Here is a 12,149-nt window from a genome sequence, read left to right as displayed (position 1 = left end):
GTCGCGCACATCTTAACCGGCGGGCGCGATGCCCTGGAAACTGTTTTCGGCGTGGCCGGGACTCCTGAAAGCTGTTTGCGTATACTCGCTCGACGGCCGGAACGATGACTGCGACTCGACTGGACATGACCATGAACACCATCAGCTGCCCGAGCACGACCTCTCGCGAGGTGGCGCACCGATGAGCGACGGGCCGAACCCCTCGCCGGGCCAGCGGTTCGCGGTGATCAGCCGCCAGGTCGTCTTCGTCGTGGGGTCCGCCCTGCTCGTCGCCGGCGTCCTCGCGATCGTCAACGACCAGGTCGTGCTGGGAGTCGCACTCGTCGTCGTGGCGGCGCTCGCCGTGATCTGGCGTGGCCTCCTGACGGTGCGGCGCGGCCAGCGCGCGCTCGCCGAGCGCAAGCGCGCCGAGGTGCCCGACGGCCCGGTCCGCGGTGCCGACGCGCCGGCACCGGTGGAGGAAGTCGTCGCGGCGCTGGTCGGGATGAACAGCGCCGAGTTGCCGTACCAGATCGATGCCGCCCAGAGCGCCGACGGCGTGCGCGTCGACGTGCAGTGGAAGCACGAGGAGCTGCGCTGGCAGACCCTCTTCGTGCGTGGGTCGCAGGCCTACGCGTGGCGCATGGAGGTCGACCTCGACCCGTCCAAGGCGCGCTACACGTTCGTCGAGCACTCCGGGACGGCGGCCGTGCGTGCCGCGGCCGGACCGCTGGGGGCACAGGCCTACGGCACCTGGACCTGGAAGAAGGGCAAGACGTCCGGAGGCACCTCGGCGACCTTCGTCGAAGGCGCCGACGGCCAGGTCACGGTCACCGGCCCGGCCGGACCCCGCACCTCCTGGGAAGGCGCCGTCATGATCAAGCCGGCCGACGCCAAGGTCCCGGTGTTCACCGTCCTGCGCAACAACGGCTGGCGCCCGCGTCGCGACTGGGCCGGCGCCCGGCAGTTCGAGAAGTAGAGAATGAGAGATCACGTGCGTATCCGCCGTTCCCTCCTGGCCACGGTCACGGCCCTGATCCTCACCCCGGCGCTCGCGGCCTGCTCGTTCGAGGCCGGCGAGCTCGAGCCGGTCGGGGAAGAGTCCGAGACCGCGGAGTCGCCTGACACCGAGAGCACAGGCGCCGAGCTGCAGACCGTCACCGCCGAGCACCTGACCGCACAAGTCCCGGCCGACTGGCAGTCGATGGGCGACGTCGACGGCTGGTCCTACGTCCATCAGCTCTCCACCAGCAGCGGCGGCGTGGCCGGCCGTATCGGGTTCATGCCCGGCGGCGCCGCGATGTCCGCGCAGGAGGCCGTCGACTGGTTCATCAGCGAGGTCGAGGGCACGGGCGCGACCGACGACGATTACGCGCCCGTCGCGGAGCTGCGCACCGGCGAGGACCGCGCCAACACCTCCTACACCTACGAGTCCGGCGGCGAGCGGTACACGGGCGTGGTCTGGGCGATCAGCGACGGCAACGGGGTCCCGTCCCTGATCCAGCTGTCCGGGGCACCTGACGTCGTCACGCCGGAGCTCATCGCCCAGGTCGACGAAAGCCTGGACGTCACCGGCAACTGGGAAGGCACCACTCCTTGACCAGCCGTCCTCCCCGCCGCCGGGCAGGGAGGTAGGAACCGATGGCTGACCGTGAGACCGATCGGTGGTCTGACCTGGGCGACCCCGCCAAAGCACGCCGCCTCGCCTGGATGTGGGTGATCTTCGCCCTCGTGGCGGCGGGCGGGGCCGGGCTCAGCTGGCTCGCCTGGTGGGTCGCCCAGGTGGGGAACTACCAGGACAACTGGCGCGGATTCAACGAGGGCGACGGCTTCCCCTGGATCTTCGTCGCGGTGTGCGTCGTCGCCGGCGTGTGGTGCCTCTTCGTCGCACGCCGGCAGTGGTCCCGCGCCCGCCATCTGGCGCGGGACCACTAGTCCTTCGCTTGGTTCCGACCGCCTCGGCTGGCTTGGTCGTCGCGCGAGGCCGGGCAGATCGGGCGCTCTCACGACGACCAGCCTTGCCGAGGACGGCGCCGCGCTCAGCGGCCCTCGCGGATCTCCCGCTCACGGTCCCGGCGGGCCTTGGCCGCCCCTCGGCGCTGCTGGACGCGGCCCAGCCACTCGTAGGCCGCGTCGTAGCCCGCGATGCCGACCGAGATCAGGCCCAGGATGCCGACGATCACCGTGATCGGGATCAGGTCCATGGCCCGGAACACCACGGTTGCGGCCAGAAGACCCACGCCGATACCGAGGCTCCACCGCCCGAGGCCGCTCATCTCCACCTCAGCTCTCTGCTCGTCATGGGCTGGGACTGAAACGGACGGCGTCGGCACGTACGGTCCCACCGCCTACCGTAAGCGATACCGACGACAACCCGTCCCCGAAGTCATAAGTGCCGAGCGAGTGCCACTGGCCACCGGTGGTGCACTGATCCACCGGGACGTCCGCCGACCCTCCCGCGTGCTGGACGGTGTAGGTGGTCTGCGTACTGCAGACGCTGTTCGCCGGGAACCAGACGGCGACGTCGTAGGCGCCGGGCTCCAGGACGGCGCGCCAGGTCGCCGTGGCGCCGACCTGCCGGCTGAACCGGCTCCTGGATCCGTCGAAGCCGCTCACGGCGCTGGGCGACCATGTGCCCGCCTCTTGGTATGCGGGGTGCTCCGGGTCGCAGGTGGGCGGCTCGCCCTCGTCGGTGACGACGACCGGGCCGGGATCGTCGTCGACGCGGGGAACGATCGTGTGCCCCTCGGAGAACGCGCCGGCGCCGACGTTGTTGACCGCCTGGACACGATAGGTCCCGCCGGCCGACTCGGCGGCGCCGAGCGTGAGCTCGACCGCGCCGGTGGTGGCGCCGAAGACGACCTCCTCGTCGGTCGGGCACGCGCCGTGGCCGCTGACCGACACCACGTAGCCGCGCGCGCCGTCAGCCGCGTCCCATCGCAGCGTCGTGAGGCCGTCGGCGTCGGCGTGCGACAGTCCGGTGACCTGGTTCGGCAGCGCACTGTCCACCGGCACGGTGTGCTCCGCGCTGCCGCCGCCGGTGAGCCGGTAGTCGTGACCGGCCGTGATGGGGAACGACAGGGCGCCGGTGACCGGGTCGACGTCGAACTCCACCACGCTGCCCTCGGTGGTGTCGGTGACCGTGAGGGAGTCGGTGTCCCATCCCGTGTTGTCGTTGCGGATGTGGGAGGTGCCGGTGCCGTCGGTGAAGTCGTAGGTCGAGCCGGTCCGGATCGGATACACCTGGGCGCTCAGCTCGTCGTCGGTGCCGGTCACCGTGACGCCCTTGCCGCCGACGAACGCCGGCACCCGGTCGTAGCCGATCGCGTAGTCGTCGAGGGTGGCCGGTCCGTGGAAGACCGAGCCCGTCGCGATGTCGATCCACTTCCCGGCCGGGAGGTACACGTCGCGCGACTGCGCGGTCTCGAAGTCGGCGCCGAACACCGGCGTCGCCAGCACGGACTCACCGAGCATCCACTCGTACTGACGAGTCGTGTCATTGGCCAGCCCATACGTCGTCTCGTCGTCGGGATAGGCGATGGGCAGCGGCGTCATGGCGTACGGGAAGCCCGTCTCGTACCCGTCCAGCACCGCGTCGTAGATGTACGGCCGCATCGACTCGTGCCACAGCGCCAGGTCCTTCACGGTGTCCGCGTAGTCGTCCCTGCCCATCTCCCAGGGACCGCGCCCGAACGCCAGCACCGGCTGCAGCGCGTCGAACTGCATGTTGCGCACGTAGTACTTCTGGTACGACGGATCGCTCATGGGGACTTCCGGCGTCCCGCCCACGTAGTCGCCGTAAAGGCTGGAGACGCCGCTGGCGGCGAAGTTCAGCAGATTGACCGGCATGCGGTCCGGATCGGTGTGATAGTTCTCGCCGGTGCCATAGATGGTGTCGTTGATGCGCAGGATGTCGCCGGGAAGCGAGTACGCCGCATTCCTGGCCATCACCAGATCGCCGGATTCATGCATCGCCTGCAGCACCGGATTCCAGTTCGCGTCGCGGTGGAGTCGAGGCGTATAGAGCATGGCGTCCTCCTTCCAGCCGTCCACGCCCCACTCCTGCAGCCGCTCGACGAACCAGTCCACCGCGTCGTCGTTCGAGCCGTCGAGGACGTAGCTGTGCCCGGAGGGGAACACCGCTCCCGTGATGACCGTGGGCGTGCCGTCGGGGTCGCTGACCAGATAGCCGCGGTCGATCGCCTCGTGGACGAACGGGCCGTCGTACTTCTCGACGTAGTTTCCCCCGTCCTCCGGGAGCGCCTTGAAGTTGTTGCGCGCGCCGAGGATCAGCTTCACCTCGTTGTCGGAGAAGAACTGCTTCAGCGCATCCGGATCCGGATAGCGCGGATTCGGCAACCCGTCGTCGCGGCCCGATTCCGCGGTGTCGTCCCACATGCCGAAGCTGTTGGTGGTGCCTTCCTGCGGAGTGCTCCGCTCGCCCGGCCAGAAGCCTGACCCGACCACACCCCAGGACAGCGGATAGCCCTCGTCCAGGAACCTCTGCACCGTCTCGGTCACCGACGATTGGTACGTGTCCCAGCGCAGGGCGCCGAACGCCTCCCACCCCAACCCGAAGAACTCCTTCGCGGGGCGGCCGTCGTAGTACCCGTGCTCTTCGCGAACGTGCCGGTAGTCGCCATAGACCTGCTCGAGATCGCGGCCGACGAAGTAGTACAGCCCGTTCACCCGGTCGACATCCTGGGCGCCGAGGCGGTTCTCCGTCGCGGTGAGGGCGACCCGCTTCTGACCGTCCTCGAACCACACCTGTCCGAAGCGCTGCTTCGGGAAGACGGTGAAGTTGCTGATGAAGCGCTGGCAACTGCCGCCGTTGGTGACGTCGTCGAGTTCCAGCCCGGTCAGTTCGGTGGTCGGGCGTGCGCGCACCCGGCTGTTGCACGACTCGCCCTGCTCGGTCGAGCCGTCGGCCCACGAGCCGTGGTCGCCGAGCCCGTAGGCGGGCGCGACCGGACCGGTGCGGAAGTCGATCGTGCCGCCGTCGCCCGGGAGATTCGCCACGGAGAGGCGCGCGTAGCTGCCGAACGGATGGACGTTCACCTTGAGGTGCGCACCGTCCTCGAGCGTCACGTCGATGATCGCGACGCGGGCGTTCGGACGAGAGATCAGCTCAGCGTCGACCGCGTCGGCGAAATCCGTCCCGCCCTCCGGGCGCAGCCGAAGGCCCGACTCGGCATGCGCCGGGACGAGCTGCGCGCCCGAGCTGTCGGTGAACGAGTAACGGAAGCCGTCCTTGACGATCCGCAGGTCGTAGGTCTCTCCTGACACGACGAGGGTGTCCCCGGTGTCGACGACCCCGGAGTGCGCCGCGGTCACCGGCTCCGCGTTCGCCGGCGCGACCAGCGCCGCGATCGCCAGCGGCAAGGCGAGACTCCCGGCCGCCGATCGTCTGACGATGCGTCGGTCCACGATGACTCCCTTGTCTCGGACGATTTCGACGTCAATCTGAACCAGACGTTTGCACACATAATCCGCCCTACGCAAGTCTCATCCAGGAACCGGATTCGTTAATCATTATTAGATGACTAGGGCCTCGACAGCCGGTGCATCAAGCGGGCGGGCGGCCGAGCACGCGGGTCGAACGGGTTCAGTACCCGCCCACGCCGAACAGGGCCTCGGCCGGCCGATGCCGGCGACCGAGGCCCTGCGGGAGCGCTGCCGCTAGAAGGTGACGCGGCTGCGGGTGCGGCGGCGCCAGTCCCGGGCGTAAGGGCTGAGCGCGTCGTCGCGGTGCACCTCGGTGACGACGACGGCGGGGCTGCCGTCGGCCGGGCCGGCGGCCGACCAGTCGCCGCGGGGGCCGATGACGCCCGCGTGCGGCCCCGACCGATCGGCCGGCACGGCGAGGCTGATCCAGTAGCTGTTGGCCGCCGCGTAGCCGCGGGCCTCCGTCGCCACCGTCTCGCGGCCGGGAACGCCGCCCGTCTCGTACGACACCAGCACGCCGTCGACGTCGAGACGTTCGTACTCGGTGAACAGCTCCGGGAAGTGCACGTCCATGCCGAGGGCGAGGCCGAACCGGTAGTCGTCGACGTCGACGGTGACGGGGCCGGAACCGGGCGTGTACATGTAGCTGATCTTCGTGTTCGACAGCGTGCGCTCGTCGTAGCGGGCCGCCACCGTTCCCTGGTCGGAGACGACGTACAGGCTGTTGTAGGGACGATCCGGGCCGGGCCGCCGGTGCGGCGCGGCGATGACCGTCCAGACCGAGAGCTCGCCCGACAGCGCGGCGATGCGGCCCAGTTCCTCCTGGAGCACCGCCCACTCGGCCCGGCTCCAGTCGGACGGTCCGACCTCGTCCGGCCCGAGCTCGGAGAGCACGAGCTTGCTCGGGAAGCAGAGCGCCCCTTCGGTGAAGTGCACCAGGCGGGCGCCCGCCGCGGCCGCGTCCCTCAGCAACCGGCGGACCTCGGCCGCGCTGGCCCGCAGCCCGCCGACGTCGGTGGGATCGTCGCGGACCGTCGACTGGGCGACGGCGATGCGCAGGGCGGCACCCGGCGGGTCGTCATCGCCGCCCCGGACCGGGCGGACGTGGCGGAGTGCGGCCGTGTACGACTCGCCCGTCTTGGCGGAGCGGGCGCGGACCCGGCGTTTGAGATTCCTGTGCGCTGTCATCTGGCCTCCTACGCACTCGCACGCGATCCCCCAGCGATCCCGTCCGAGGCGGTCGACCAGGACGAGCGGCTCGAGACGAGAAGTCCCTTTGCCTTCTGGATCAGGGCCAGGCTGGGGCCGGCCGGCGAAGGTGAGGCGTGAGCCACGCCAGGTTCATAGGTTGGCGCACCCCGCCGAACGCGTCAACACGCCTGGCCGTGCGTCACGCGGCGCCGTTGGCGGCGACCCAGGCGTCGTACTCCGCGTCGTCCTCGGGCGTGCGGTCGATCAACGCCGTCAGCTGCGTGCGCGCCGTCGTCAGCTCCTCGATCGCCGACGTCAGGCGGTCGCGCTCGGACTCCAGCGGCTCGAGCATCGACCGGCAGCCGGGCATCAGGCCGTTGCCGGTGTCGACCATGCACGGCAGCAGCTCGGCGATCAGGTGGCTGGGCAGCCCGGCCGCCAGCATCGACCGCACGTGCCGCACCGCCTCGATGTCGGACGGGGCGTAGTCGCGGTAGCCGCTGGGCAGCCGGGCCGGTCGCAGCAGGTTCTGCTCCTCGTAGTAGCGCAGCGCGCGCTCCGTCACTCCGGTCCGCCGGGCCAGTTCGCCGATGCGCATCTCGTCCTCCGCAGGTGCCGCCGACGGGCTTGACCCTCACGTCAGCGTGAAGGTTTAGCGTACCGGGCATGACGACATCTTCGCAGGTCACCGTGCTCGGACTCGGCAACATGGGGCAGGCCCTCGCGCGCGCTTTCCTCGCCCACGGCCACCCCACGACCGTCTGGAACCGCTCCCCCGAGAAGGGCGACGCACTGGTGGCGGCCGGTGCGACGCGGGCGGCGAGCGTCGCCGACGCTGTCGTGGGCGCCGATCTCGTCATCGTGTGCGTGGTCGACTACGTGGTCGCGCGGCAGCTGCTCGAGCCGGCCGCCGACGCGCTGCGCGGGCGCACCGTCGTGAACCTCACCGCCGACACGCCCGACGCCGCGCGCGAGCTGGCCGGCTGGGCGGCCGGCCACGGCATCGACTACCTCGACGGGTCGATCATGACGCCGACGGTCACCATCGACACGCCCGACGCGGTCCTGATCTACAGCGGCCCGGCCGGGCTCCACCAGCGTCACGCCGCGACGCTGGCCGCGCTCGGCGGCGCTCAGCACCACCTCGGCACCGACCCCGGCCGCGCCGCCGCGTACGACGTCGCGCTGCTGGACTTCTTCTGGACGGCGGTCTCCGGGTTGACACACGCGTTCGCGCTGGCCAAGGCCGAGGGCATCGACGGCGCCGACCTCGCGCCACTGGCCGAAGGGCTGGCCACCCTGCTCAGGGACTCGGTCGCGGAGCACGGCGAGCGGCTGGACGCGGGCCGCTACGACGCCGACGTCGCGGGCCTGGGGACGATCGCCGCCGGGCTCGAGCACGTCGTCGCGGCGTCGGAGCGGCGCGATCTCGACAGCACCGTCCAGCGGGCCGCGCTCGCGCAGCTGCACCGGGCCGTCGCCGCCGGGCACGGCGACGACGACGTGTCGGTCCTCAGCGCCACGCTGCTGGCCGAGCGGGAGGTCGCAAGCCGGGCCTGACCAGCGGCATCTTTGCGCCATTGGCGCCTACCGGCCACGTGTAGTCCTTCCGCCCCGGGCGGCGGCGGTGCCATCTTGTCCGCACCGGACATCCGGCACATCTGGTACGACCACCTCTCGCCCCCGGAGGAGCCGTGCGACCTCGCCGCCTGACCGACCTCAGGCCTTCGACACCGCCTCGATCCCGCGAACGACGGCGACGATGGGTGGCCGGCTGGTCCGCGACCATCCTGGTCGTCGCCCTGACGGCCACCGCCTCCGCCCCGGCGACCGCGGCGCCGGCCGGCCCCGCCGGCGCCGCGCCGGAGTCCTCGGCGAGCGCCGAGGCCACCACCCGGGTCACGCTGGTCACCGGTGACGTCGTCGACGTGACCACGACCGGCCAGAAGACGTCGGTCGCCGTCGCCGCCGCGGACGGCGGCGCGGTCGAGGCATACGAGCTGGACGGCGACACCTACGTCGTCCCGGCCCGGGTCGCGCCGCAGGTGCGGGCCGGCACGGTCGACGACCAGCTGTTCAACGTCACGCGGCTGATCGAGAGCGGGTACGCCGACGACGCGACCGCCGAGCTGCTGGTCATCGTCACCTATGACGGCGCCGCCGCCCGGTCCGCGTCCGCCGTCGCCGCCCGCGCCGAGCGCCTCCCGGCCAGCGACGCCACCCTCCCGTTGCCCAGCATCGACGGCGCGGCGGTCGAGGTCGCCAAGGCCGACGCCGGCGCCTTCTGGGCCGCCGTCCAGGCCGACCGCGGCGTCGACGGCGTCTGGCTCGACGGCAGCGTCGCCGCGACACTCGACGTCAGCGTGCCGCTGATCGGTGCGCCGGAGGCATGGGCGAGCGGCCTCGACGGCACCGGCACCACGGTCGCGGTCCTGGACACCGGGATCGACCCCGCCCACCCGGACGTCGCCGGTCGGATCGCCGAGCAGCAGGACTTCACCGGCGGCGGCAGCGCGACCGACCGGCACGGCCACGGCACCCACGTCGCGGCGACGGTCGCCGGCACCGGCGCGGGCTCCGACGGTGCCCGCCGCGGCGTCGCGCCCGGCGCCGACCTGATGATCGGCAAGGTCCTCGACGACGGCGGCAGCGGCCAGGACTCCTGGGTCATCGCCGGCATGGAGTGGGCCGCGCGGGGCGGCGCCGACGTCGTCAGCATGAGCCTCGGCGGATACCCCAGCGACGGCACCGACCCGCTCAGCCAAGCGGTGAACGAGCTGACCGCGCAGACCGGCGCGCTGTTCGTCATCGCCGGCGGCAACTACGGACCGGGCGACTACTCGCTGACCAACCCGGGCGCCGCCGACGCCGCGCTCACGGTCGGCAACGTCACCAAGACCGACGAGCTGGCGGCGACGTCCGGCCGCGGCCCGCGGGTCGGCGACCACGCCGTCAAGCCCGACCTCACCGCGCCGGGCACGAACATCGTCGCCGCCCGGGCCGCCGGGACGGCGATGGGCACGCCGGTCGACGACCTGTACACCAGCGCGTCCGGCACCTCGATGGCCACCCCGCACGTCGCGGGCGCCGCCGCGATCGTCCGCCAGCAGCACCCGGACTGGACGCCCGAGCAGGTCAAGGCCGCACTGGTGTCGACGGCGATTCCGCGCGAGGGGCTCACCGTCTACCAGCAGGGCGGCGGCCGCGTCGACGTCGCGACCGCCGTCGCGCAGGGCGTCTACGCCGGTCCGGCGCCGCTGAACTTCGGCTACCTGCCGTACCCGCAGACCGGCCTGGAGCCGATCGTCCGCACCGTGACGTTCTCCAACGGCACGCAGGCTCCGGTCACGCTGGACCTCGCGGCGTCGGCGAGCGTCGGCGCGGCACCCGCACCGGCCGGCATGCTCGCGCTCGGCGCGCCGTCGGTCACCGTCCCCGCGAACGGCACGGCGGCGGTCGACGTCACCCTCGACCCGTCGCTCGGCGCGGCGGGCCTGTACAGCGGCTTCGTCACCGGGACCGGACCGGACGGGGTGAGCGTCTCGCTGCCGCTCGGGCTGAACAAGGAGCCGGAGGTCTACGAGCTGACGGTCACCGTGCTGGACCGCGAGGGCCGCCCCAACCGCGGCGCCACCGTCCAGGTCGGGAACGTCGACGACTCGTCGAAGCACGTGTCGTTCCCGAACCTGGACGCCCGTGGCCAGGCGACCGTCCGCGTCCCGCCGGGCACGTACAGCGCCCTGAGCATCATGACCGAGCTGGACGGCGAGCGGTACACCTACACGTTCGCCGGCGACCCGCAGATCGGCGTCGGCCCGGGCGGCGCGAGCGTCGTGCTCGACGGCCGCACCGCGGTCCCGGTCACCGCGGACGTCGGCCGGACCGTCGAGGGGGTCTTCGCCAAGCTGGAGTTCTGGCGATTCCCGCTGTCCGGCGAGGCCATGCACTACCGCTACCTGCTCGGCGAGCCGTTCACCGACGTCTACGCGACGCCGACCGAGCAGGTCACCGAGGGCGGCTTCCATCTCGTCACGCAGGTCTCGCTCGCCGAGCCGGACATCGTCGTCGACGGCACCGGGCTGGCCGCGTTCGAGCCGGAGTACTTCGTCTACGCGCCGGAGCTGCCCGCGGGCCGGTTCCGCCGCGACGTCGTCGACGCCGGCGCCGCGACGCCGGCCGAACTGGGCGCCGTCGACCTCGACGGGCGGATCGCGCTGGTCGAGGCGACCGGCGGGCAGTGGAGCGAGCAGATTCGGGCGGTCGCGGCCGCGGGTGCGGAGCTGGCGTTCCTCTACAGCCGGGCCGGCTACCCGTTCTCCGGCGCGGTCGAGCGCGGGCTGCCGATCCCCGCCGCCGCACTGGACCTCAGCGAGGCCGAGGCGCTGCTCGCCCGCGACGGCGGCACCGTCACCGTCCACTCGACGCCGGACAGCCCCTACCTCTACGACCTGCGCTTCGACCAGGACGGCGGGGTCGGCACGGACCTCTCGTACGTCGTCGACCCGGACGAGCTCGCCACCGTCTCGAGCACCTACCGTGCGGACGCGCCGCAGCGCACAGTCGCGGACGTGAACGCGTCGTTCGCGCCCTGGCAGGAGTCGTCCTTCGACTCGTACCGCTACTTCCGCGCGCCGGTCGAGCGGACGGAGTACGTGACGGCGTCGCCCGGGATGCTCTGGCTGAAGCAGACCGTCGGCTACGAGACGGACGAGGTGGTCCTCGCGCGGCACGCCCGCGACCGGCTGCGCACGCTCGACGCCGGCGAGCAGCTCGAGGACACCTGGTTCGGCGCGCCCTTCGTGCCGACGCCGCGGCGCGAGGTGCTGGAGCAGGACCGGGTGGCGATCCCGTGCCCGGCCTGCCGCGACGCCGACGAGCTGTTCTTCTGGATCGAGGACGTCGCCGACTCCGGCGACGGCCACTACGGCTCCTGGGACACCCGCTGGGAGAACTCGGCCACCCGTCTGTACCGCGACGACGCGCTGGTGGTCAGCCGGCGGACCGGGCGCGGGGTGCTGGCGGCGGTCGCGGCGGACTCGGAGTACCGGCTGGAGATCGACGCCTGGTCCGACGCGCCGTGGAGCTGGGGGACGCGGTCGTCGACGGCGTGGACGTTCCGGTCCGCCGCCCCTGCGTCCGGCGTCGGCGAGCTGCCGTCGCACTACGCGTGCACCGACCGCGGCGACCGGAACTGCGCGTTGCTGCCGCTGCTGTTCGCGACGTACGACGTGCCGCTGGACTCGCTGAACCGGGCGCCGGCCGGGCGCACGTTCCACTTCGGCCTGACCGTGGGCGGGCAGGTGGGGGCGCCGTCGCCGTCGGTCCGGCGGGTGCGGGTCGACGTCTCGTACGACGACGGCGCCAGCTGGCGGCCCGCGGTCGTCCGGCGGTCCGGCGCCGGGGAGTACACCGTCAGCGTCAAGCACCCCGCGGACGCCGAGCACGTCTCGCTGCGGATCGACGCCCAGGGTGACGGCACCCGGCTGGAGCAGGAGGTCATCCGCGCCTACCCGCTGGACTGACCTTCGCCGCCG

Annotated in this window: 9 protein-coding genes; 5 read left to right on the top strand and 4 right to left on the bottom strand. The window is 72.0% G+C overall.

The genetic code is table 11. From position 1 onward, the window contains the following. The first annotated feature begins 181 nt into the window (after positions 1-181). The 3 genes from DZA62_RS13935 to DZA62_RS13925 are packed head-to-tail and all read left to right on the top strand — an operon-like array spanning position 182 to position 1,914. Positions 182-958: a hypothetical protein gene (locus tag DZA62_RS13935; RefSeq protein WP_116949472.1), complete on the top strand. Its 777-nt coding sequence runs from the start codon at positions 182-184 to the stop codon at positions 956-958. Positions 959-973: 15 nt separating this feature from the next. Next, complete coding sequence (locus tag DZA62_RS13930) at positions 974-1,579, top strand: hypothetical protein (RefSeq protein ID WP_116949471.1); 606 nt, start codon at positions 974-976, stop codon at positions 1,577-1,579. A 41-nt stretch (positions 1,580-1,620) separates the two neighbouring features. Continuing rightward, on the top strand, positions 1,621-1,914 hold the full coding sequence (locus DZA62_RS13925; RefSeq protein ID WP_157987673.1) for a hypothetical protein: 294 nt from the start codon (positions 1,621-1,623) through the stop codon (positions 1,912-1,914). A 104-nt stretch (positions 1,915-2,018) separates the two neighbouring features. Here DZA62_RS13925 and DZA62_RS13920 read toward each other — a convergent pair whose 3' ends face one another. The 4 genes from DZA62_RS13920 to DZA62_RS13905 all read right to left on the bottom strand — a co-directional run bounded on the left by DZA62_RS13920 (position 2,019) and on the right by DZA62_RS13905 (position 7,213). Then, complete coding sequence (locus DZA62_RS13920; RefSeq protein WP_157987672.1) at positions 2,019-2,255, bottom strand: hypothetical protein; 237 nt, start codon at positions 2,253-2,255, stop codon at positions 2,019-2,021. A 22-nt stretch (positions 2,256-2,277) separates the two neighbouring features. After that, entirely contained in the window at positions 2,278-5,406 is a 3,129-nt protein-coding gene (locus DZA62_RS13915) for a golvesin C-terminal-like domain-containing protein (RefSeq protein WP_198663730.1), read from the bottom strand. A 252-nt stretch (positions 5,407-5,658) separates the two neighbouring features. Continuing rightward, positions 5,659-6,612, bottom strand: a complete 954-nt coding sequence (locus tag DZA62_RS13910; protein ID WP_116949468.1) for a carbon-nitrogen hydrolase family protein — start codon at positions 6,610-6,612, stop codon at positions 5,659-5,661. A 202-nt stretch (positions 6,613-6,814) separates the two neighbouring features. Then, positions 6,815-7,213, bottom strand: coding sequence for a MerR family transcriptional regulator (locus DZA62_RS13905; RefSeq protein ID WP_116949467.1), 399 nt, complete (start codon positions 7,211-7,213; stop codon positions 6,815-6,817). A gap of 68 nt (positions 7,214-7,281) precedes the next feature. Here DZA62_RS13905 and DZA62_RS13900 point away from each other — a divergent pair, with 68 nt between their 5' ends. Further along, positions 7,282-8,175 carry an NAD(P)-dependent oxidoreductase gene (locus DZA62_RS13900; protein ID WP_116949466.1) on the top strand — a complete coding sequence of 298 codons (894 nt, stop codon included), beginning with the start codon at positions 7,282-7,284 and terminating at the stop codon, positions 8,173-8,175. A 206-nt stretch (positions 8,176-8,381) separates the two neighbouring features. Beyond that, positions 8,382-12,137 carry a S8 family serine peptidase gene (locus DZA62_RS13895; protein ID WP_116949465.1) on the top strand — a complete coding sequence of 1,252 codons (3,756 nt, stop codon included), beginning with the start codon at positions 8,382-8,384 and terminating at the stop codon, positions 12,135-12,137. Positions 12,138-12,149: the final 12 nt, after the last annotated feature.

The organism is Jiangella endophytica (assembly GCF_003427025.1).
Taxonomy (GTDB): domain Bacteria; phylum Actinomycetota; class Actinomycetes; order Jiangellales; family Jiangellaceae; genus Jiangella; species Jiangella endophytica.
Note: the sequence above shows the minus strand (reverse complement) of the source record. Positions and strands in the feature narration are given on the sequence as shown.

Bases quoted from the DNA above. Each gene is read 5' to 3' on its own strand.
- DZA62_RS13935 (WP_116949472.1), top strand. From the start codon at position 182: ATGAGCGACGGGCCGAACCCCTCGCCGGGCCAGCGGTTCGCGGTGATC.
- DZA62_RS13925 (WP_157987673.1), top strand. From the start codon at position 1,621: ATGGCTGACCGTGAGACCGATCGGTGGTCTGACCTGGGCGACCCCGCC.
- DZA62_RS13920 (WP_157987672.1), bottom strand. From the start codon at position 2,255: ATGAGCGGCCTCGGGCGGTGGAGCCTCGGTATCGGCGTGGGTCTTCTG.
- DZA62_RS13910 (WP_116949468.1), bottom strand. From the start codon at position 6,612: ATGACAGCGCACAGGAATCTCAAACGCCGGGTCCGCGCCCGCTCCGCC.
- DZA62_RS13905 (WP_116949467.1), bottom strand. From the start codon at position 7,213: ATGCGCATCGGCGAACTGGCCCGGCGGACCGGAGTGACGGAGCGCGCG.
- DZA62_RS13900 (WP_116949466.1), top strand. From the start codon at position 7,282: ATGACGACATCTTCGCAGGTCACCGTGCTCGGACTCGGCAACATGGGG.